Origin of the sequence: Dactylosporangium sp. CS-047395, assembly GCF_050942185.1 — a bacterium.
Lineage (GTDB): Bacteria > Actinomycetota > Actinomycetes > Mycobacteriales > Micromonosporaceae > Dactylosporangium.
The window spans coordinates 7,988,769-8,009,632 of the sequence record NZ_CP192015.1; the positions used below are offsets into that span (position 1 = coordinate 7,988,769).

At 68.9% G+C, this 20,864-nt stretch carries 17 protein-coding genes; 7 read left to right on the forward strand and 10 right to left on the reverse strand.

Translation table 11 applies throughout. The annotated features are described in order from the left end of the window. Positions 1 to 47: 47 nt before the first annotated feature. From ACQP00_RS37630 to ACQP00_RS37655, 6 genes are all read right to left on the reverse strand, one after another. Positions 48 to 1,112: a Wadjet anti-phage system protein JetD domain-containing protein gene (locus ACQP00_RS37630; RefSeq protein ID WP_433205336.1), complete on the reverse strand. Its 1,065-nt coding sequence runs from the start codon at positions 1,110 to 1,112 to the stop codon at positions 48 to 50. Beyond that, the gene (locus ACQP00_RS37635) at positions 1,109 to 5,605 is read right to left on the reverse strand and encodes a hypothetical protein (protein WP_433205339.1); all 4,497 of its coding nucleotides are present in this window, start codon (positions 5,603 to 5,605) and stop codon (positions 1,109 to 1,111) included. Before ACQP00_RS37635 ends, ACQP00_RS37630 begins: the two co-directional genes overlap by 4 nt. Before the next feature lie 12 nt (positions 5,606 to 5,617). Further along, entirely contained in the window at positions 5,618 to 6,403 is a 786-nt protein-coding gene (locus ACQP00_RS37640; protein ID WP_433205342.1) for a hypothetical protein, read from the reverse strand. A gap of 5 nt (positions 6,404 to 6,408) precedes the next feature. Continuing rightward, positions 6,409 to 7,857, reverse strand: a complete 1,449-nt coding sequence (locus ACQP00_RS37645) for a hypothetical protein (protein ID WP_433205345.1) — start codon at positions 7,855 to 7,857, stop codon at positions 6,409 to 6,411. A gap of 201 nt (positions 7,858 to 8,058) precedes the next feature. After that, complete coding sequence (locus ACQP00_RS37650) at positions 8,059 to 8,772, reverse strand: hypothetical protein (protein ID WP_433205348.1); 714 nt, start codon at positions 8,770 to 8,772, stop codon at positions 8,059 to 8,061. Then, positions 8,773 to 8,973, reverse strand: a complete 201-nt coding sequence (locus ACQP00_RS37655; RefSeq protein WP_433205351.1) for a hypothetical protein — start codon at positions 8,971 to 8,973, stop codon at positions 8,773 to 8,775. It abuts the gene before it with no gap. Between the two features lie 396 nt (positions 8,974 to 9,369). Here ACQP00_RS37655 and ACQP00_RS37660 point away from each other — a divergent pair, with 396 nt between their 5' ends. Both ACQP00_RS37660 and ACQP00_RS37665 read left to right on the forward strand, forming a co-directional pair. Beyond that, a complete protein-coding gene (locus tag ACQP00_RS37660) occupies positions 9,370 to 9,837 on the forward strand; it encodes a hypothetical protein (protein ID WP_433205354.1) in 468 nt (155 codons plus the stop codon). Next, positions 9,834 to 10,181 carry a hypothetical protein gene (locus ACQP00_RS37665; protein WP_433205357.1) on the forward strand — a complete coding sequence of 116 codons (348 nt, stop codon included), beginning with the start codon at positions 9,834 to 9,836 and terminating at the stop codon, positions 10,179 to 10,181. The genes ACQP00_RS37660 and ACQP00_RS37665 overlap by 4 nt, the downstream gene beginning before the upstream one ends. On the opposite strand, the gene ACQP00_RS37670 is transcribed toward ACQP00_RS37665, so the two are convergent. Then, positions 10,169 to 10,726 (reverse strand): Imm5 family immunity protein, encoded by a 558-nt coding sequence (locus ACQP00_RS37670; RefSeq protein WP_433205359.1) that lies wholly within the window; start codon positions 10,724 to 10,726, stop codon positions 10,169 to 10,171. The genes ACQP00_RS37665 and ACQP00_RS37670 overlap by 13 nt on opposite strands. 472 nt (positions 10,727 to 11,198) lie before the next feature. On the opposite strand from ACQP00_RS37670, the gene ACQP00_RS37675 reads away from it, so the two are divergent. Next, on the forward strand, positions 11,199 to 11,675 hold the full coding sequence (locus ACQP00_RS37675; RefSeq protein ID WP_433205362.1) for a hypothetical protein: 477 nt from the start codon (positions 11,199 to 11,201) through the stop codon (positions 11,673 to 11,675). A 204-nt stretch (positions 11,676 to 11,879) separates the two neighbouring features. Here ACQP00_RS37675 and ACQP00_RS37680 read toward each other — a convergent pair whose 3' ends face one another. Then, positions 11,880 to 12,374 carry a hypothetical protein gene (locus ACQP00_RS37680; protein ID WP_433205365.1) on the reverse strand — a complete coding sequence of 165 codons (495 nt, stop codon included), beginning with the start codon at positions 12,372 to 12,374 and terminating at the stop codon, positions 11,880 to 11,882. 666 nt (positions 12,375 to 13,040) lie between these two features. Between ACQP00_RS37680 and ACQP00_RS37685 the strand changes: the two genes are divergently transcribed. Both ACQP00_RS37685 and ACQP00_RS37690 read left to right on the forward strand, forming a co-directional pair. Then, entirely contained in the window at positions 13,041 to 14,867 is a 1,827-nt protein-coding gene (locus tag ACQP00_RS37685) for a helix-turn-helix domain-containing protein (protein ID WP_433205368.1), read from the forward strand. Between the two features lie 379 nt (positions 14,868 to 15,246). Further along, complete coding sequence (locus ACQP00_RS37690) at positions 15,247 to 17,214, forward strand: DUF4153 domain-containing protein (protein WP_433205371.1); 1,968 nt, start codon at positions 15,247 to 15,249, stop codon at positions 17,212 to 17,214. A gap of 90 nt (positions 17,215 to 17,304) precedes the next feature. On the opposite strand, the gene ACQP00_RS37695 is transcribed toward ACQP00_RS37690, so the two are convergent. After that, on the reverse strand, positions 17,305 to 18,156 hold the full coding sequence (locus ACQP00_RS37695; protein WP_433205374.1) for an alpha/beta fold hydrolase: 852 nt from the start codon (positions 18,154 to 18,156) through the stop codon (positions 17,305 to 17,307). A gap of 80 nt (positions 18,157 to 18,236) precedes the next feature. On the opposite strand from ACQP00_RS37695, the gene ACQP00_RS37700 reads away from it, so the two are divergent. Together ACQP00_RS37700 and ACQP00_RS37705 are read left to right on the forward strand one after the other, a co-directional pair. Next, positions 18,237 to 18,815, forward strand: coding sequence for a TetR-like C-terminal domain-containing protein (locus ACQP00_RS37700; protein ID WP_433205377.1), 579 nt, complete (start codon positions 18,237 to 18,239; stop codon positions 18,813 to 18,815). Beyond that, positions 18,815 to 19,957 (forward strand): GDSL-type esterase/lipase family protein, encoded by a 1,143-nt coding sequence (locus ACQP00_RS37705; RefSeq protein WP_433205380.1) that lies wholly within the window; start codon positions 18,815 to 18,817, stop codon positions 19,955 to 19,957. Before ACQP00_RS37700 ends, ACQP00_RS37705 begins: the two co-directional genes overlap by 1 nt. On the opposite strand, the gene ACQP00_RS37710 is transcribed toward ACQP00_RS37705, so the two are convergent. Next, complete coding sequence (locus ACQP00_RS37710) at positions 19,926 to 20,714, reverse strand: alpha/beta fold hydrolase (RefSeq protein ID WP_433205383.1); 789 nt, start codon at positions 20,712 to 20,714, stop codon at positions 19,926 to 19,928. The two genes, ACQP00_RS37705 and ACQP00_RS37710, sit on opposite strands and share 32 nt — an antisense overlap. Positions 20,715 to 20,864: the final 150 nt, after the last annotated feature.

Genomic DNA, 20,864 nt, shown 5'->3' on the forward strand with positions numbered 1-20,864 from the left:
GATCAGCCGGTAGACGACTGGCACTGCAGCTGCAATGCAGTGACCTATTACAGGTCGGCCGACCAGATCTCCGCGGTATCGACGAGCATCGCCGCGTTCACACTCTCTTGCGGGATGCGCACCGCCGATGCAAGCAGCCGGCGGGCCACTGCTGCGTGCTCGCCCAGCCAGGCGGCGAGCTCAGCGGCACGCGGCTCGGACAACGGTGCCTGTCCTGGTTGCGTGATGCCGCGTTCGAACAGTAGACGATACAAGCCTCGAGCCGGACGTATCGCCGGCAACCCCTCAATGGCGGCAGTTGCGGCCGCCGATGCAGGAATCCGCAGCCCGTCAGCGTCGAAATCGCCGAAGTACGCGACGTCGTGCACACCGTCGAGTTCGCCAATTCCGAGCACCGATGCCTCGAACGCGGCACCGGCTCCCCAGGCGATGTGGCCGACGGCGGTCGAGGTGGCGGTCAGCCCCTGCCGTAGGGAGTCGAACGTGTCGGCGTTCTCGACCACCAGCAGGATCGGACCATCACCGACGCGGCGAACTGGCAGCGGCGGGCGCGCACGGAACGTCCGCAACATCCGTAGTGTGAGCCGATCCGGCCCGAACAATGACGTACAGATCAGTGCATCGAGGCGTTTCTCGTACCCGAACAGCTCCAACGACCGTTCGCGCAGGGGCAGCACGTCGGTGTCCCGGCCGCGGTCACGCAGCCATCCGTTCACCGTTTGCAGCACGCCGACCTGACCGACGGTCAGCCGGGCAGAGGCGGCCCACGCCAGCTCCGGCCGCCACGGCACAGCCTTCGCCAATGCCGCCGCAGTCACGGTGATGGCAACGGCGGGCAACGTCAACTTCGCCGGCAACGGCGGCACAGCGGTGCGGTCGAACTGCTTCGACACTACGACCATCCCCGCGTCGGCGAGTGCGGCTATCGTCGCGGCGAGGTCGGCCCGGCGGGTCGAACGTGTCGCGGACGCCGGATCGGCACGCGCGAAGAGCGGCCACAACTCCATCAACGTGATCGTGCGCCGGTCCCACGCCTCAAGTTCGGCTGCGAGCCGGGCCGCGCGCGGCGTGAGCGGACCACCGAGCGTGTGGTGCGTCATCGGATCGCTCATGACGGTCGGCGGAAGAGACGCGTGGCGGTGACATTGCCCGGTGCGGTGCCAGCGGCCGTTTCCTCGTCGGTGAACTGCTCGGGCAGCTGCCGCCGGACGACTTCCGCGACGCGGATGTGCTTCAGGCCAGCGCGCAGGTCGGCGTCGTTGCGCATCCGCACCCACAGCGGGAACGCGGCCAGCGCCCGGTCGTCGGACAGCCCGGTCGTATACACCAGCTGCACGCCGAGCGTCGCCGCCACCCCTTGCTGCAGCTCTAGCAGATACTCCGCGTTGGCCTTGCCGATCGGATTGTCCAGGAAGAGCACCCCGGAGTGCCGGGAACGCAGCTGACCGCGTTCGTTGGCGCGCAGCGCGGCCATCGTGCAGTAGAGCACGATCGCGGCGGTGAGTTCCTGACCGCCGGAGAACACCTCGTTCATGGCCTCGACCGGCACTCGTTCGTCGCGCAGCACCGAGTCGGGTTTGAGCAGGTCGACGGCGAAGCCCTTGGGCACCGCCGTCTCGATGCAGCGCAGCAGCAGCGCGAGGCCGTCCCTCTTCGGAGCGGTGCCTCGCGCAGCAGGGGCACGAGCGCTGCTGGCCGCAGCCATCTCGTCGACGACCTCACCGACATGCGCGGCAAGCAGGCTCGGATCCGGCTCTTTGAACCTGATACGCAGGAATTCCTTGCCCTCCCAGTCGCCGAGCCCGGCAGGCAGTCCGGATAGCCGTGATGCTGTACGCAGGGTCTTCAGCGCTCCATCAACCAGCGCGGCAAGCCGGTCGACGATCATCTTGCGGTGCCTGCCGGCGGAGTCGAGGTCCGTGGTGAGCGTAGCCAGCCGCTGTTCGAGCTGTGTGGCGAACTCACCGGCTCGGGCGGCCAGCTGCTCCCGTTCCAGGTTGACGAGTGCACGCCGCGCGAGATTGGTCATCGCCTCGTACTTCTGGTCGTTCGCGAAACGCACCGTCGCATCGACAAGCCTGGTCACCTCGCCGTGACTGTCACGCTCCTCCGCCATGGTATTGCGAAGCGAAGCGCGCATCCGCTCGGTCAAACCTTGAGCCTGCTCCGCCGTGCCCTCGTACGCGACCGGCGCGTCGACGGTATCGGTAGCGTCGGGCCGGTTGAGAACCGCCGCCAGCGGTGCGGCAACCGCACGGAACGCCTGGGTGGCCTCATCCGATGCCTGCACCTTGCGGGCGAGTTCGCCCTGCCGTGCGATCGCGTCCTCGTGCCGTTGTTGCGCGGCACGGTGTTCGGCAGCGGCGGCGGTCAGCAGCTCGCGTCCGTGCGCGACCGACGTTGGACGTCGGTCGTCAGGCAGCTGGATCCACACGTTGCGGTGGTCCGACGGTGACGCCTTGGCCAGTTCACTGCTGAGCTCGCCGGCCTTTCTGGTCGCCGCGGCGATAGCCAGGTCGTGGCGGACGCGTTCGCGATCGGCTCGGGCGGTTGCCGCCTGCCGCCCGGCGGCGTCAGCACCGTCGGGGCTGGCCAGCAACTGCCTGCCGCGTTCGACGTCCGCTGGGTCCTGGCTGTCGACGTCCGTGCGCAGGCGAGCGGCGTCGGCCTCAGCGGCGTCCGCTGTGAGCCGGAGGTCTTGGCCGACCTCGACGGCGGCGAGCGCAGCGGCCGCTGCCTGGTACACGGCGCGCAGATCGCTGACGGTCCCGGCCGGGACGGTCACTGATCGTTCTCCGGTGGAGGTGACGACGCCGGCCATCTCCGCCTGGTGACGTTCGGCGCGATCGGCGGCATTCTCCGCAGCACGAGCCGCTTCGGTAGCCTGTTCAGACTCGTAGTCGCGTCGGTCCGTCAGTTCACGAACGGTGCGTTCATCGGTCCTGATCGCCTCGTCAAGTTCGGGGAGCCGCCGCTCCTCTTCGATTGTCTCCATCACGATCACGGCAAGCCGCTGCAACGCTCCGGCCCGTTCGGAGGCGGCGCGTTCGGCCTTACGCAGATCTGCGAGTTCGGTGTTGCGCTGACCACGCAGTGTTTCGGCCGCCCCTGCGGCGAGGCGTGCCGCTTCGTCCTCGTCGGCAGCGGCTGCCAGTGCTTCGTCGCGCCCCTGCAGGTCCGCGCGCAGGTCGGCCAGACGCCCGGCAGGGCATTCCCGACGCCACCCGGCCAGCTCGGCACGAACCCGCCGGAAGTGCTCCACGATCGTGGATTCCTGGTGGATGTCGACGCCTCGCGACTGCATCGTCTCGCGAAGCTGCTCCCGTCGCCGTTCGGCTGCCTCGGTGTCGAACAACGCCGGATTCGGTTCGACGACGAACTGTTGCCCGTTGCCGGCCGATTCCGTGTCGTCGTCGGAGCGGTCGCCGATATTGAGCATCCGTGCGCCCGTACCGACGGCGATCGCCGCCGCCGGCAGCAGTCGCGCCGCGGTCAGCGCGTCACGTGCGTCGCTCAGCGCGGCTTGCTCCACGATGACGACGCCGTCGGCCAGCTGCGGATGAGCGGCGATGATCCGGCCTCGCTCGGCGGCGGGGACGTTCTCGGCCAGGTAGCGCCAACCCGCGTGCGCGCCGACGCCGGCGGCGTGCAACACGTCCAGACCGGCCTCGACCTCGGCTCGGGGTGGTAACAAGCCGCCGTCGCCGAGGGCGTCGAGCAGGCGCTGATCGGCTCGTTGCGCATCACGCAGCCCGCCCAGATGTTGCTCGACAATCATTTCGTCGCGGGACAGCTGTTCGGCGAGATTGTCCGCGACGAGGTCGAGCACGTTCACATCGACGACATCGGCGGTCAGCGCCGCCCGGACGATCTCGTCGGCGGTCAGCGGCGCCGCCCGCTCCACGACTGCCTGCAACGCTCGATCGGCGTCCTCACGCAAGCGACGAGCTCTGCCCAGGGCATCATGTGCATCACGGGCGGTCTGTGCCGTGGCGCGGACCTCCCTGTCCGCCTGCTCGACGGCCTGCTCTCCAGCTTTCACCTGTCGCTCGGCGGCATCGGCCTGGCTCTGGGCAGCCGCGGCCGTCTCCGCCACGTCATCACCAGCAGCGAGCAGTCCGTTCGCGATCGCTAGGTCGACCTGCACGCGTGTCTTGGCGGCCTGTTCCCTGACCGCTGCGCGCTCAGCACGTCGCAGCGCGCCCTCGTTCAGCGCCTCAGTCCGTTCCTCGTCGAGCTCCCCGGCGCGGCGACGACGGCCACCCGCGTCGCGGTTTTGCCGGTCGCGTTCCCGACGCGCAGCTTCAGCCTCGGCGTGCAGCTTGCTCAGCAGGTCACCGGCGGCCTCGTCCCGTGCATGCAGGGCCGGCCGGGCGGTGAGCTCCGCGTCCATGATCTGCTGCGCGAGGGCTCTGGCCTTCTGCTCGGCAACGGCCTTCAGGTCGAGTTTCCCGGCCAGCGCCCACCCTCGCAGGTCGGCTTCGGCGACCCGACGCGCCTCGGTGGCCTCACGCTGTTCCTCTTCGGCGGCGGCGTGCTCCAGTGCGACGGTGCGCCGGCGGATCTCATTGACGACGTCACGAGCGCGGTCCCGTTCGCTCTCCCGCATGCTGGCGGCCTCCGTGGCCTGCACCGCCAGCGCCTGCAGCCGCTCGCTGTTACCGGCCTCGGCGGCCTCTCTGGCCTGAACGCGAAGTAGCAACATCAGGGCGTCGGATTCGGCGGTTCGCTGTGCGGTGCGGGCGGCACCGTGCCGCAGAGCTGCAGCGGCGAGCGGCTGCAGCGCCGCGACCGCCTCGGCGGCGAATTCGCGCTCCAGCAGCATCGCCTGACGATCTCCGACCGTGCTCGCGTACACGTGAAAATTCTCGGCGACGCTGACCGCGTCCTCAGCGTCGAGAACGACCTTCAGCAGCCACTCGACGAAGTCCTTGCTCGAATTGAACTTGAACGCGTTCGCCGCGTCACCTTCGTCGGCGTTCATCCGCCGCTGGATGCTGAACAGGTCGGGCTCAATCCCGGTGGCCCGCAGGTGCTCGACCCACGCGCCCATCTCGGACCCTACCCAGGTGAGCTGGGTGACCGGCGCCGCGCGGTCGATCTCCTGCAGCGCCTCCCGGAACCCGTCCAGGCGCAGCCGCCGCCCGCTGGCGGTGAACGGAAGGCTGTCGATCGTGACGTCGCGGTTCGGTCGCAACGACCACCAATGTTCGGCGAGCCGACCGCCGGTGGTGTGCTTCGGACGCCGCTGCAGCGTCTTTCCGGTGATGACCTGCTCGCCGGTCCGCACGTGCATCCATTCCAGGACGACGTGTGCGGCGTCATCGCCGATGACGAACTTTTCCATCACAGCCGCTGAACCACCGACGGCGTTGCGCCTGCCCGGCAGCACGACCGAGAACAGCAGTTTGAGCAGGACGCTCTTGCCGCCGCCGTTCTCCAGCAGCAGCAGGCTGTACGGGCTCGGCCGACGGGTCGGCTCAGTGAACAGATCGCCTGTGCCCGGGACGATCCTGCCAACGCCGGACAGGTCGAGCGTCACGTCGGTGTACCGGGCGCCGCGCGGACCGACGCCGAACAGCCGGATGCGGTTGAGCTCGTACATCGCGCCCTCCCCCTACAGCTCAGCCAGCGACTCAGAGGTCCAGCCGATGGTGATGGTGCCGCTGCCGTCGCTGAGCTCGGTGATGCCGAGACCGAGCAGCTCTTCGAACATCACCACACCGGCCTCACGGACATGGGTGCGATACCGCGGGGTGGTGCGGAATGTGCCGCCGCGCTCGTCACCGGTCCGCATGAGCAGTCCCTGGTCGGCCAGGAAGGTCAACGCTTTGCCCACGATGCCCAGCGTGCTGCCGGCGAGTTTGCGCCCGTCGCCGGTGCTGCCAGTCTGCGCCCGGCGGGTGTAGACGCGCCATGCCGCCTCCAACGCCGGTTGGTCCACAGCGACGTCGGCGGCGTCCGTGGCAGCTGCCCCTTCGGCCAGCCGGCCGGCGGCCTCACGCACGAACGCCTCGACACCATCCGCGGTGATACGGCCCAGGTATGTCTCATTGGCCAAGTCCGCCGGCCGTGGGAACGCCAGCGTTGCGGCGCCGAGGTGTGCCAGGGCGTGTAGGACGCGCTCGGACGCTTTGCCTTCGCCGCCGGTCCGGCGGGCGTAGTCGGTCATCTTGATCGCGAAGACGCTGTCCTCTGTGGAGCCGACGACAATGCCGGTACGCTCGCTGATCTCGAGCACCACGAGATCGAGACCAGTGGCAACGGCGTGCACCGCAGCGGCGAACTCGTCGTCGCTCCGAGCGCGGAGCACGAGCCCGCGGTAAGTGTCGTCGCGCGCCGGCACGAGCCGGGGACGCAGTCCGTAGCCGACAAGTCGCGCGGCATCCGCAGTGAGCTGCATAGCGCTCATGCGACAGCCACGGGCTCAATCGCGGCGCACGCGACGATGAGGTCAGCCCCGCCGTATTCCGGATCGTCCAGCGGCGTGCCGTCGTCGACGGCGATGAACACCGACGGCAGGCCATGACGAACCGCGGAATTGATCTCCTGGGCAACGAGCGCGACGACGCGCACGATTACGAGCCCAGCGAGCTGCGGATGCAACGTGCGGGCCTCCTGCAGCAGCCCCGACAGCCGCCGGGGTGCCTCGACGTCCAGGTCGAGCAACTCCTCAAGCAACTCGTAGCACTCCACGGGGAAGGCCGGCTCCTCGATGATGTCGTCGAGTTCGGGCTCCTCGATCTCGCCGCCGAGGGTCTCTCGCTCGGCCGGCGGGGTCACCAGCGCGGTGAACAGATCGATCAGACGCAACGCTCGCGGCACGAATGGGCCGGTGCTGCGGGCAAAGAACGCGGCGAGCACCCGGTCGGCCGGCTCGATCGGCAGCGTGAGCGCCGGGACGAGCAGTTGGGCGTGCAGGTCCAACGACGCGTTGGTGCTGCCCGGAACGAACGTCTGCCGGTCCTGCTGGGCACGGAAACGCCGTCCCGCACCCTGCAACGCTGCCTGCAACTGCTCGTGCCTGCGCAGGCAGTCACGCACCACGAAGACGAGTCGGGCTGCCTGGGACTTGCGAACCTCGGTGTCCGCGGTGTCCCGTACCTCGGTGATGTTGACCAGGATGGCGTTCTCTGCCTTGTATCGGGCCTCGATGTGTTCGATCGCCTCGGCAATGAACTGTGGCATTTCGTTCAGCCAGTCAACGGTGCGCACGTCACGCTCGGTCGCCTCCAGGTGCTGGCGGAGCTTCTCGCCGTACTGGATCGTGCGGTAGCGGGCGGCCTGCGCGGCGGCCTGGGCGTCCGACAGCCGGCCGCGCCGGATGAGCGTGTCGAGGCGCAGATCCGCAGCGATCTGTGCGGACTCGATGTCGATCTCCAGCGCGCCGACGAGCACGTTGACCGCCTCGTTCGTGGCGCGTAGAAAGATCTCGCCGTCGGCCCCGACAACCTCTTCGAGCAGTTTGAAGTCGAACGCAAATCGGCTGTAGGTGCCGTCGCCTGCGGTCATGCCGTACACCGCGCGGAAGCCCCGGTCGGTCGATCCGACATTGAGCAGGTTCTCCAGGATCCAGCGGGCGACCCGCGCATGCTCAGCGGCGTCGCGGTCGGGCGCCTGCCGAGCCACAAAGGTGGTCAAGCCGACCACGATCTGCTCCGGCGCTGCCCCCGCGTCGAAGTCCATCGCCAGGGTGACCAGGTCGATGGCGTTGAGTGCCAGCTCACTCATCTGATACACGCTGAAATCGGCTGACTGCACCTGCCCCTTGCGATTGTCGAGGTCGTGCAACGGCGCGGTGCAAGCCAGCGCCTTCACTCGCTGAGCGAACCCGATATCGCCGGCTGGCTGAACCATGTAGACGACTTTAACGTGCGGGTACGACAGAAACGGGCCCGTTCCAGCTCTTGCTACACCATTCACATAGGCGATGATTAGCGCCGAAATATCCCCCAAACACTACAGATCATCCCGTACCGACCAGAGCACGCGTCAGATTTACCAGCCTTGGCTCATCCCTGGCGCACCGTCGCGATGATGCCCAGCACTACGCGAAGGTCACGAGCCACTATGTTGCGCGGAGATGGTTTCGGCGGTCCTGCGGTGTGCGCCGACGAGGCCTCGGGTCTGGCCGATCCTAGTGAACGGGTCGCTGCTGTTGGGCTTGACCAGGTCGCCTCGGCGCACCCAGACGTCTGCGGGTCTGATCATGTGGTTGGTGGTCAGGATCGTGGCATCGCGGACGAGCAGATACTCCAGAACACGGTGCAGCTTCTCGCTGTTGCGTGAGTACCGGCTCAGCGCCGAGGTACATAGGACCAAGTCTCCGTCAGCTGCCTGACGGAGTAGATCGAGAAGATGTTCATCGAACCCCGGGTCGATCGCGCTGAACACCACGGTACTGCCGTCTTCGCTCGGCGATGTGATAAACAGTTCGGCATCGGTCGGAAGTTCGGGGATTGACGCTGCGGGAAGCCGCAGTGGGTGCCGCCCGCCGTCGCTGAACTCTGTCAACGCACCCAGACATGCCCACGCGTGTGGGTAACGGGTAGACAACCCGGCGAACGGGTTCGGACCGCGATAGTCGACGGGTTCACGCCGTCGTGCAGCGAGAAAATGCGATAGCGGGCCAGCGACCTGCTCAGTAACGGCGATGATCCCTGAGGCCAAAGGGCCGTCATGGTGCGACTGTTCCAGGAGGCTGTTGCGGACGACGATGGTGACCTTCGCTTTGATCTCCAGCGACGCGTCGAGTGGCTTATGGTCGAACACCTACTCGACGAACGGTGCTATGAGCCCATCCCGCTCTCGCGAGGAGAGTGCGGCGAACGCCTCGGCCCGCTGGATGACGTCCTCGCCGATCCGGCCGGCAAGGTCCGCGTCCACGCCGCACACCTTGGTCAGCTGGCCCGGAAGCACATCACGGCAGTACTTGATCATATGGTTCGAATCGGGATCGTTCACACGCTCCACCCACTGCATCGTTCGGCCTCGAGGTCAAACCGCTCCGAGGATAAGCGTCGCAAGCCAGCAACCACCACTCGACGTGAAGCCTTCACCACAGCCGCCAACGAGCATCCGCTCTACATTGAACAATCCGGGGTGAGCCGCTCACAACGCGCCCGCAACATTGTAGAAGTTTCAAGGCAAGCCGCCTCGGGCAGTAATCGTTCGCCGTCACGCTCTTTGGATCGCCGGGCTTCACCACTACGCTATCGGTATGTGCACACGTTCTCGGCGTGTGTGCTCTGTTTCTGGGTCGGGGTCCCCCCTTCGACACAAATTTGTGGGGTGCGTGCGCACTTCAGGTGTCCCGTGTTCAAGTGCGCTTGAGCACGGGATTTTTGTTTGGTGTGCAGGGTGGTCGCGGTGACGACCATTCCAGCGGTCGTTCCATCGATCGCCCTAGGCGGCGTCGGCCGGCCGGCCGGAAGTACAGCCAGTCTTCGCCACCCTCCTCCCCCGCTGGCGGAGCTGGGACGGGCCGGGCCGGAGCTCTGTGGTTTCGGGTTCGCGGTGATCGACAACAATGGGCGGCTCAGCGACCGCGCTCTGGTGCAGCGGCTCGGTTGGGTGCCGGGCACAAGGCTGCACATGAGCGAGCGCTCCGGTTCCTTGCTCGTCGTGCCACACAGCCAAGGCGTCTTCACCATCAGCAGCCAGGGGCATGTGGTGTTGCCGGCCGCGGTGCGGCACACCTGCCGACTTCAGATCCACGATCGGGTCCTCCTGGTGGCCGATCTGGCCGCGGCCACCCTCGCGGTACATACCCCAGGCGTCATCCAGACAATGCTCGAGCACCTGCATCACGGCTGGCTCGGAAGGGAAGCACGATGAACGCCCCGGCCGGCTCGGCCGAGGTGGAGGCCGGCAGCAGAGCTTGCGCCGGGGCATCGTCGACGCACGGCTGGCCGAGATCAACGCGATTGCGGGGCACAACCGGAGACGATCCCGAGCTCGACACGCTGCTGCTGCGCCTGCACACCGAAACGGCCTGCCGACGCGGCGGCGCGCTCGCCCTGACCGTCGACGATCTCGGCGAGGACCAGAGTTTGGTCTGCCTCAAGGAGAAGGGCGAGACGATGCGGCGGCAGCCCGTTTCCCCCACGCTGATGCGCCATCTGCTCCACCACGCGGATGAGCGTGGTGCGACAGGTTCACACCTGACCTATGCGTCGTAGCTGGCAGGAACCGCCTCCTGCAAATACCAAACCCAGAACGCACGCCGCCGCGCCGAGTCGGCGCCAGCCTCCCAGATCGCTCCTCCGGCGACTGCGATCGAGGCGAAGTACGAGGCCTCCCAATCCTCCGAGTCGACGTCCAGCTCATCATCACCACTAGGTTCCACCGGCGCGCCTCGAAACGAATCGCGATCGACTGCCCAGCACGACAAACCAGCGGCCACCGCAGGAAACGTGTCGGACCCTAGCCGCATCCGATTGTCGAGGAACGTCGCAAGACGGCCGAGCTCGATCGGGTCAGACGTCAATGCGAGTTCGGGCTGTTCCGGCGTGGCGCCCTGGACAGGCGACGCGTACGGCAAATCGTCGTCGAAGCGTTCCAGCCAGACCGGCCACGCTCGAACGGCACACGCCGCCGAGAGCCGCAGGTATGAGCGCAAGCCGTCGGTGCCCTTCAGCACTCTGAGCGCCTCGTGCAACTGCATTCGGGTCGACCACTTGAGCTCGCCGTCGGGGGAGATCCGCTCGATGTAGTCAGCGGTCAATCGAGCAATACTTCCGTCAGTCACTGTCTGACTACTCCTGCGTCCATCTGCCATCAGGGTGGAACACATCCACCTCTGAATGATCGGTTTTCATCAATTCAAGCCCCCTACCCTTTGTTGTACCGCCCGCTGAAGTGGCTCGATAGTCGCCGCTGCAGGATCCGGCGCCCGGCAGGCCTACGAGGCACGCACCGGAAGCGCATTGCGAGCGTGCGAGCCGGTCGACCGCTGGATGAGATCGCCGCCAGCGAGCTCGAGGTCATGCGCCTGACCGTCATCGCGGGCGCCCGCTGCGCCGCAACAGCAGCCACGGCCGCTACCCCGGCGAAGTGTAGGTTGCGCCGGCCCGCGCGCCTGCCAGAACTACGCCATCGCCGATTGGCGCCTGACAGCGGTCCACCTGTTGGCTTCAACTCCCCCGCCGTATGCCAAGGCCGTGGGGCCGCCGGGCGGCTCCGAGCTGGGATCGGAGTTGGGTCTCGCGCTGGTCAGCCGCCCCTTCGTCGGCTCGCTGGTTACCACGTATGTGGTCGAATTCAGCACAGGGCTGCGTTTCGTGTCTGAAGGCGAGCTGGACGGCGTGGCGCTTACTGTGGACGAACTGCATGAGCAGGCCGTCCGGAATCTCGCCGCGCATGTCGGCCAGCGCCAGCTTCGCACGCCCGAATACCACGGCATCAGGCCGGTACTGCTCGACGGTAACTTCGAGGTCAGCGTTATGTTCCTGCAGGAGCCGTGGGATTCCTTCGAGTCGCAGTTCGGCGAGCGCTCCATTCTGGCCGTCGCGCCTACCAGAGATATCCTCGCCTGTTGCCCGGCGAGCAGTCCGGCTGGGCGTGCGCAGCTCGGCCAACTGATCGACCGTGTCTGGCCAACTGGCGACCATCGGCTCACCCGCGACTTCTATCGACGAGTCGACGGCACCTGGCACCTCGATTCATCCGTCTGAGCAGCGGAACCACGTCGGCGTCGTACAGCGAAACACTCCGGCGCCCACAAGGCGTGGACACGTGGGCGCCAGGCCCTCTGGTACGACTCGCAGCCCCCGCCGGTCGGACTGCGCCGGTGGGTGCTCGGCGAGCTGTGGGCGATGATCCCCGTCCCGGTCGACGCGCTCGGCGTCGTGCTGCTCGCCGCGGCGGCGGTCGGGCTGCTATCCGTCGTCCTCCGGCGAGTCCCCGAGGCGCCATAGCTCGAGCAGGTAGTGCTCGAGCCCCGCGTATGCGGCCAGCGCGTCGCCCCACTGGGCAGTGGGCAGGTCTGGATGGTCGCGCAGGAACCGGTGTGCGGCGTCGGCAGCCTCGGCGCGTCCGGTGGCGGTGACGTGGATGCGGTACACCCCCGGACCCGCGGCCAGATCGCCGGTGATCCCGCTGACGCCCGTGTCGCCGAGCCGGACGCGCCCGGAGGGGAAGTCGATCTCGTGTTCGTGCCGCGAGGCGGCCGGCGGTGCTGCGGTGCCGAGCACGCGGAGGCGGACGTCCACCGGGATGAGGTCCTGGGCGACGCTGATGACGAGGACGTACCCGGTCGAGCCGGTGACGCCGCCCGACGCGGCGACGACGGCCGCGTCCATCGCCTCGGCGGCGTCCGCCTCGACGTCGCGCAGGGTGAGCAACCGGTAGTCCGGGGTCAGCCGCAGGTCCATCGTCCGCCGTACCGCCCTTCAGTCACTTGCGACGTGGCGCCACAGACGAACCGGGGCGCCACGTCGTGCGGTCGGGGCGCCGTCGTGACGGTGAACCCGTCGCCGTCGAGGAGCCGGTTGGCGCCGTAGAAGACGTTCAGCCTGGACCCGGCGAGCTGGTTCCGCTGGGCGTTGATCGGGCGGGCCGACCCCGTGGCACTCCTGCGCGCCGCGGGGCCTGCCGGCGGTGGAGTACGCCGAGCCCCGCTCCGTGGACTTGAACGGGTATTCGTCGCAGTCCAGCCCGGTGGTTGGCTTCGATTTCGTTCCCGTCCATCAGGCGGTGCAACCGCTCCGCAAAGGTCCGCCGCACCGTCGGCGCGTTCGCCGGGTCGACGTCGTACCGCTGCAACCGCCGACCCCACTTCGCGTGCATCGGGTTCGAGACGGACGGTGACTGGATGCCCCCGTTTCGCATCCGGTCACCGTCGCCGGTGGTCCGGACCGCCACTCCCCGGCGGTCCGGGCCACCGCGCTGGCAGTCTGTCAACGCCGTGGTACGGGCGCCAGATGCCGGGATCGATCTGGGACGGCGGGACAGCGGAGACGGGCCGGCCTGCGGGGATGTTGCGGTCTTGGGACGGTCGATAGGATGCAGCCGTCCCGACACCTGGAGAGATGACGGCGATGCCGCACCGTACCGGCGAGCTTGCCGCGCTGCTGACCGCGTTGAAGGACCGCAGCGGGCTCAGCTATGCCCGCATCGGGCAGAAGACCAACCTGAGCAAGTCGGCGGTGCACCGGTTCGTCGCCGGGGCGGCGGTGCCGCAGGACTTCGGCACGGTGGAGCGGATCGCCACGGCGTGCGGGGCGGACCGTGGCGAGCTCGACCGGCTCTATCCGCTGTGGGCAGCGAGCCCGCGACAAGATCCGGTCGCCACCACAGACCCGGCCGCCGGCTCAGAACCCGCCGCCACCACAGACCCGGCCGCCGACTCAGAACCCGCCGCCACCACAGACCCGGCCGCCGACTCAGAACCCGCCGCCACCACAGACCCGGCCGCCGACTCAGAACCCGCCGCCACCACAGACCCGGCCGCCACCACAAGCCCGGCCGCCGACTCAGAACCCGCCGCCACCATAGAACCGGCCGCCTCGTCGAAGGGCGCCGTTGCGGCGGTGCCGCGGCGTCTCGCGCTGTACGCCGGGCTGGCCGTGGCGCTGCTGGTGCTGGCGGGTGCGGTCGCGCCGGTGTGGTGGCGGGGCGGGGACGACCGGCCGCAGGCCGCGGCGCCGAGCGCGACCCCGCAGTGGATCAGCGGCCCGAGCTGGACGCTGCCCGCGCGGCCGGTCCCGCCGGAGTACTTCGGGGTGACGATCAACAGCGCGACCGGGCACATGCCGGGGTTCACCACCGGCGCGGTGCGTCTGTGGGACAGCGAGACGCGCTGGTCGCGGGTGCACCTGGCGCGGGACCGGTTCGACTGGACGATCCTGGACCGGCTCGTCGACGCGGCCGCCGCCGCCAGGCTGCCGGTGCTCTACACCATGGGCGGCACGCCGGCCTGGGCGGCGCCCAACGGCAAGCGGTCGGTGTATCCGGACAACGCGAAGTCTTCGCCGCCGGACGATCTGGCGGTGTGGGACGCGTACGTCAGCGCGCTGGTCGGGCGGTACAAGGGCCGCATCGCCGCCTACGAGCTGTGGGTGCTCGCCAACGACGCTCGGATGTACACCGGCAGCGTCGAAACTCTGGTCGAGATGACCCGCCGGGCCAGCGCGATCATCCGCGCCAGCGATCCCGCCGCCACCGTGGTCTGCCCGGGCATGGGCAACCTGTGGAGCGCCGAGGGTCAGCAGGTGCTGCGGGAGTTCGCCCGGCTCGGCGGCTACGAGTACTGCGACGCCGCCGCCATCAAGCTGTACCAGCGCGCGCCGGAGGACCCGCCGGAGACGATGCTGGAGCTGACCGCGCAGATCGACCGGCTCTTCCACGAGGCCGGCCTGCACCCGCCGCTGTGGAACACGGGCACGACCTACGAAATCCCGCTGGAGGGCCAGCTCGACCGGGCCCGCGCCCGCGACTACGCCGTCCGCTTCTACCTTGTCGGGCTGCTTGCCCGCTTGACGAACCTGGACCGCATGTACTTCTACAGCTGGGGCGGCACGAAGCTCCCCATCGTGCTGCAGGCCGACGAGGGCGAGCCGACCGAGGCCGCCCTCGCCGTGCAGCAGCTGCAGCGCTGGCTCGCCGGCGCGCAGATCCGCTCCTGCGGCCACGGCCAGCCCGCCGGCCTGCCCGAGCACGCGTGGCAGTGCGAGTTCGTCGTGCCGACTCCGGCCGGCAACCGGCGCGCCGTCATCCGCTGGACCCACACCGGCTCGGCACGCGTGCACGTCGAGGCCACGGCGGAGGCGCTGCTCCGGCTCGACGGCACGACCGAGCCCCTGGCCGGCGGCGCCGAGCTCACCCTGACCGAAACCCCCGTCATGATCCGCTACAGCGACCTGTGACGTTCCTGCCGGATCTCCGGCACTCTGCGCCTCGGCGGCCACACCGGGGCGGCACGGCACCACCACCCGGGCGCCTCGTCCCAGGAAGCCACGTCTTCGCAGGCGGACGGTGGTGCAACGTCCCACCGTCCCAGGTGTGCGCCACGGGCTGGCCCGCGGCCGGGCCGCCGTGCCATGCTCCCTGCCGCCGGGCCATGCAGGGAGCAACCGGCCCGGACCAAAGCGCCAGTTGGCGCCACGCCCCATCATCTCCACACTGCCGTGTTGCGCACCGTCACGTCGTGACAACCCCGCCGATCTGGATTGATCGGCAGGACAGCGATGGACGGTGAGCACGGGTGTGGTCCGGCAACTGTCCACCGACACGTGGAGCTACCCAATGACCGACGCCGTACCCGACGAAGTCGATCCAACCGTCAAACCGCCCGTGGCCGTACCGTATCTGCTGGTCATGCCCGGCGGCGACGGAGAGCCGCAGCCGGTCGCCTGGCCCGGGACCGCCGAGGGGCAGACGACGTGGGCGATTCCGGTGACGATTCCCTCGGGAACCCCGGGATTCGCCGTGTTCGTACCGTTGGTCCCGAGCGCGGCGGCCACGCCTGTCCCGAGCGTGGCGGCCACAGCCGCCGCGCCTGTCGAGGAACTGCCCGAAGACGAGCCCGAACAGGACAAACTCGAAGAGGACGAGCCCGAAGAGGACGAGGAACACGACGAGGAGGCTTTCGTACCGCCGTCCGTCGCGCCCTTCCCGCCGCACCCTGCGGCGCCCCCGTTCCCGCCGCACCCTACGGCGCCCCCGTTCCCGCCCTTTCCGACCTATCCGCGGGTCATGGGACCACCGCGACCGCTGCCGCCCGGGTTCCTGCAAACACGTTGGCCCGGGCCGGAGTCCGCGAGCGGCTGGCGCGTACCGGTCGCCGTGCTCGCCGGCGGGCTCGTCGCCGCGATCGTCCTGCCCGGCATGCGGGTCGGCATCGGCTGGTTCCTCGGCGGGTTCGCGCTCGTCGCCGCCGTCATCGCCGGGATCTGGCCGGCCGCCGCAGCGCTGGCGAAGGGCGACCGTGCGATGCGGGCCGTCTGGGCCGGCGCCGCCGTCGTCCTGCTGTCCGTGCTGGCGTTCCGCAACGCCTGGTGGCTCGTCACGTTCTGCGTGCTGGGCGCGTTCGGCTGCGCCGCCCTTGCCATCGTCGGCGGCCGACGCGTCCGCTCCATACTGTTCAGCCTCGTGGCGGCGCCGTTCGCGGCGTTGCGCGGCATCCCGTGGGTGGCCAAGCACCTCAGCGCCAGCGGACGGAACGGCAAACCCCGCCACGCCCAGCGCGTCGTCTGGTCGGTCATCATCACGGTACTGTTCACGCTGGTCTTCGGCGCGCTGCTCGCCTCCGCCGACGCCGCGTTCTCGCAGGTACTCTCCGACGTCATGCCGACGGTCAGCGCCGGCCGGGTGTTCCTGTTCATCCTGTGCGCGCTGATCGCCGTCGCGGCCGTCTACACCGTCGCCGCGCCGCCGGACCTGTCCACCGTCGACAAGCCGGGCACCGCCCGCCTGCGCCGCCTGGAGTGGGGGCTGCCGATCGGGGCACTGGTCCTGCTGTACAGCGGATTCGTGGTCGTGCAGGCCACCGTCTTGTTCGGCGGCCAGCACCACGTGCTGCAGACCGCCGGCCTCAGCTACGCCGAATACGCCCGCAGCGGTTTCTGGCAGCTGGCGACCGTCACCGTCCTGACGATCGCCGTGCTGGGCGGCGTGACCCGCTGGGCCGGCCGCGAGGACCGGGTCGACCGCATCCTGCTGCGCACGATGCTCGGCCTGCTCTCGTCCCTGAGCATCGTGATCGTGGTGTCGGCCCTGTCCCGCATGTACACGTACCAGAAGGTCTACAGCTTCACCGGCGAGCGCATCTTCGTGATGGCGTTCGAACTGCTCCTCGGCACCGTCTTCATCATGATCATGGTGGCCGGCATACGGTGGCGCGGCGCCTGGATCCCGTCGACGACCGTCGGTCTGGCGGTCGTCATGCTGCTCACCCTCGCGGTGCTCAACCCGGAGGACTACGCGGCCCGCCGCAACATCGCGCGCTACCAGGAGACCGGCAAGATCGACGCCTGGTACCTGCGCGCCCTGTCCTCCGACGCCACCCCGGCCCTGTCGACCCTCCCGGACTCGGTCCGCCGCTGCACGCTGAGCTGGATCGTCGACGACCTGGACGAGCCGGATCCGTGGTACGGCTGGAACCTCGGCCGTGAAAACGCCCGCGCCGCCCTGAAGCGCGTGGGCTCGTCCGCCATCGGCGGCTCGAGCGACTGCCAACGGGCCGACCAGTTCGACCTGCCGAAGACACGCTGACGCACCAACCCGGGCCGCCCCAACACGGCGGCGGCCCGGCTTCGGCCCGTCCGCCCATCGATGCGTCGATGTCGTCAGGGTACGGAGCGACTATTGTCCGACCTTGAGGAAATGGATCAGAGCTGCCGCGACTTCGTCCGGCCGTTCGTCCGCGACATAGTGGCTGCACCGCGCGATTGAGCCGCCCGTCACGTTGCTGGCGAACTCTTTGAGCATTGGCACCATCTGCGCACCGAAGCGCTGGTCCCCGCCCAGACCCAGCACCGGTATCTCGAGCGGTTGCCGCTTGAACTCGAGTGCGGCCGCATGGTCGGCGGCCAAGGCCCGATACCATTCCATGCCGCCGCGGGTGCGGCCGGGAAGCGCCGCCGCTTTGGCGTAGATCTCGATGTTCGCCGGGTCGAAGGTGCTGTGGTCGTAGAAACGCTCGGCCATGAAGGTCGAAATGTAGTCATACTCACGGCCATGGATCAGGCGCTCGGGTAGATCGCGGTTCATGTGGAAGCCGAAGTGCCACAGCCCCGCGATCGTCGCCTCCCATCCGGTCCAGCCGGGGAGCGGAACGTCCAGGACGGCCAAGTGGGTGACAGCCCCCCGATAGCTGACGGCCTGCGGTACGGCGACCATGCCGCCGATGTCGTGTCCGCACACGGCGTAGCGGTCGTGGCCGAGCGCGACCATGACTTCGTGCGCGTCGCGTGCCATCGTCGCCTTGTCGTAGCCGTCGAGCGGGCAGTCGGAATAGCCCGCGCCGCGCAGATCGATGGCTACCACGCTGCAATGCTCGGCCAGCAGTGGCATCACGCTGTGCCATTCCCACCACGTTTCGGGCCAGCCGTGAAGCAGGAGGACGGGAGGACCTGAGCCTCCCGTCACGGTGTTGATTTTGATGCCGTTCGCCGGTACCGGTTGCTGGGTGAACCCCGGCAAAGTCGCGTTCATGATCGCTTCCTCTGCCCCTGGTAGCGGCGTTCGAACCTACAGGCTTTAGGTTTTTCCCTACGAGGTATAGGCTGGCCGGTGTGGGACGAGCAAACCTGAGCTCCGCCGCCGTGATCGCCGCGGCGGCGGACCTGGCGGACCGGGACGGCCTGGACGCCGTGAGCCTGGCGGCGCTGGCGCGCCAGTTCGGGGTACAGACGGCCAGCCTCTATTCGCACGTCCGCCACCGTGCCGCATTGCTCGACGGGGTGCATGAGCTGGCCCTCGGCGACCTCGCCGACCGGATCGCCGTCGCCGTCGCCGGGCGGTCGGGGCGGGCGGCGCTGGTTGCCCTGGCCGACGCCCACCGCGACTACGCCCGGCAGTCCCCCGGCCGCTGGGCCGCCCTGCAGCGCCCCGCCGCGGCCTCCACCGCCGAGTCGGCGGCGGCCGGCCGTCTGGTCGCGCTCACCCTGGCGATGCTCCGGGGGTACCAGCTGCCCGAGGACGAGCTGGTCCACGCCGTGCGGCTGCTCGGCTCGACCATCAACGGCTTTCTGGCCCTGGCCGCGGCCGGCAGCTTCGGCCACCGCGAGCCCCCGGCCGATGTCTCGTGGCAGCGGGTGCTGGACGCCCTCGACATCGCCTTCCGCTCCTGGCCGATCGAAAGGACCTCCTGATGCAGCTCACACCCGAGTTTCTGCGCGGTGCCGCCGAGGTCGAGGTCACGGCGCGCGGCCTTCGGCCGCACCGGCTGCCCGCCTGGGTGCGGGAACAGTTTCCGGACGGTCAGCTGCTCGCCATGGAGAGCCAGCCCTCCGGGGTCCGCGTCGCCTTCCGTACCGCTGCGACCTCCTTCGACCTGGTGACCCATCCGACGTGGATCGCCTACCCGGGGGCCGAACGGCCGCGGGGACGCATCGACGTCTACGCCGGCGGCGAGCTCGCCGTCCGTGACGTGCTCGACGGCGGGGACCGGATCGAGGTCGACCTCACCACCGGCCAGACCACGTTCCACCCGGGGGAACCGCACACCACCACGGTGGCCGGGCTGCCCTCGTGCCCGCATCGGATCGAGATCTGGCTACCGCACAACGAGGCTGTTGAGCTGATCGAGCTGCGGGCGGACGCCCCGATCGAGCCGGACGACACCGGCCGGGCGCTGTGGGTCCATCACGGCAGCTCGATCAGCCAGGGCTCGAACGCGCTGGCACCGTCCGAGACATGGGTGGCCGTCGCGGCCCGGCGCGCCGGCGTCGACCTGCGCAACCTCGGCCTCGGCGGCAGCGCGCTGGTCGATCCGTTCCTGGCCCGGGTGATGCGCGATGCACCGGCCGATTACATCAGTGTCAAGCTCGGCATCAACGTCGTGAACCTCGACGCGATGCGGCTGCGCGCATTCGTCCCGGCCGTGCACGGCTTCCTCGACACCATCCGCGACGGGCACCCGGAGACGCCGCTGGTGCTGATCTCGCCGCTGTTCTGCGGCATCCACGAGGACACGCCAGGGCCGGGCGCCATCGATCCTGGCTCCATCGGTACCGGCCAGGTGCGGTTCGTCACCACCGGGGCCATCGGCGACGTCGCGCTGGGACGCCTCACGCTGCAGGTGATCCGGCGCGAGCTGCGCTCCCTCGCCGACCGCCGTGCAGCCGACGGAAATCTGCACTACCTTGACGGCACCGCACTGTACGGCCCGGCCGACGCCCTCGAGCTGCCGTTGCGCGACGGCCTGCACCCGAGCGCCGAGGCTCATCGGTTGATCGGGAACCGGTTCGCCGAGTACGCCTTCACCGGGAAGGGCCCGTTCGCCGCGAGGTGAACGCGGAACCGGAGGCTTTCCGGCCGCCGACCTGGTCGAGCCAGTTCAGGATCACGCCGAGCGCCAGGCCCGTGTTGCCGACCTGGCAGTGGTTCTGCGCCTGCTCCTGCTCGGTGAAGACCCGGCAGGTGACCGACGGCGCCGCGGTCAGGGTCAGCACCTGATCGCCGAGCTGGTGCAGGGGCACATAGTGATCCTTGGTCCCGGCCATCAGCAGGATGTCCTGCTGCACCAGCGGGGAGACGTCGTCGGTGCGGTAGTGGGCCCAGGCCTTGAGAACGTCCGCCGGGGTATCCGCACCCATCACTCGCCTGCTCTGGTTGAGCGTCCACTCGACGAACAGGTCGGACTTGCTCACCGCGTCGATGGCCGCGTCGAGGGCCGTCGCCGGGATCTGCTCAGCGTGCTGCTCGACCGCCTCCAGGCCGGCCGCGTCCAACGCCCGCGAGGCGTTCTCGTGCAGGTCGGTGAACACGTCCCAGGCGATGACGCGACTGACCCGGGGCTCGCGGGCCGCCGTCCGCACGACCAGGCATCCCCCGAGTGAGAACCCCATGAGGGTGACCCCGTCGAGTTCGAAGTGGTCCAGCACGGCCCCGACCGGCAGATGCCAGTCCGGGGTCATCGGCACACCGTCGTCCAGCACCATGCCCTGGCCCGGCCCGTCGAAGATCACCGTGTCCAGGCCGGCGTCGCGCAGGGCGATCGCCGCCGGCATCCACTCGGCGATGTAGCTGTCATAACCACCGAAGATCACGATGGTGCCACGCGGCTGGGCCGGGGTGAACCGGTAGACCGGCAGCTGTGTCTTCTCGAACGGGACCTGAAACTCGGTTCATCTGGAACTTCAAGGACACGTTCGGGTGCAGCTCGTAGTACCCGAACGGGAAGCGGCTGATGATTTCCT

Excerpts from the sequence above, each read along its gene's own strand:
- ACQP00_RS37630 (WP_433205336.1), bottom strand. The coding sequence starts at position 1,112 with ATGAGCGATCCGATGACGCACCACACGCTCGGTGGTCCGCTCACGCCG.
- ACQP00_RS37635 (WP_433205339.1), bottom strand. The coding sequence starts at position 5,605 with ATGTACGAGCTCAACCGCATCCGGCTGTTCGGCGTCGGTCCGCGCGGC.
- ACQP00_RS37640 (WP_433205342.1), bottom strand. The coding sequence starts at position 6,403 with ATGCAGCTCACTGCGGATGCCGCGCGACTTGTCGGCTACGGACTGCGT.
- ACQP00_RS37645 (WP_433205345.1), bottom strand. The coding sequence starts at position 7,857 with ATGGTTCAGCCAGCCGGCGATATCGGGTTCGCTCAGCGAGTGAAGGCG.
- ACQP00_RS37665 (WP_433205357.1), top strand. The coding sequence starts at position 9,834 with ATGAACGCCCCGGCCGGCTCGGCCGAGGTGGAGGCCGGCAGCAGAGCT.
- ACQP00_RS37680 (WP_433205365.1), bottom strand. The coding sequence starts at position 12,374 with ATGGACCTGCGGCTGACCCCGGACTACCGGTTGCTCACCCTGCGCGAC.
- ACQP00_RS37685 (WP_433205368.1), top strand. The coding sequence starts at position 13,041 with ATGCCGCACCGTACCGGCGAGCTTGCCGCGCTGCTGACCGCGTTGAAG.
- ACQP00_RS37690 (WP_433205371.1), top strand. The coding sequence starts at position 15,247 with ATGACCGACGCCGTACCCGACGAAGTCGATCCAACCGTCAAACCGCCC.
- ACQP00_RS37695 (WP_433205374.1), bottom strand. The coding sequence starts at position 18,156 with ATGAACGCGACTTTGCCGGGGTTCACCCAGCAACCGGTACCGGCGAAC.
- ACQP00_RS37705 (WP_433205380.1), top strand. The coding sequence starts at position 18,815 with ATGCAGCTCACACCCGAGTTTCTGCGCGGTGCCGCCGAGGTCGAGGTC.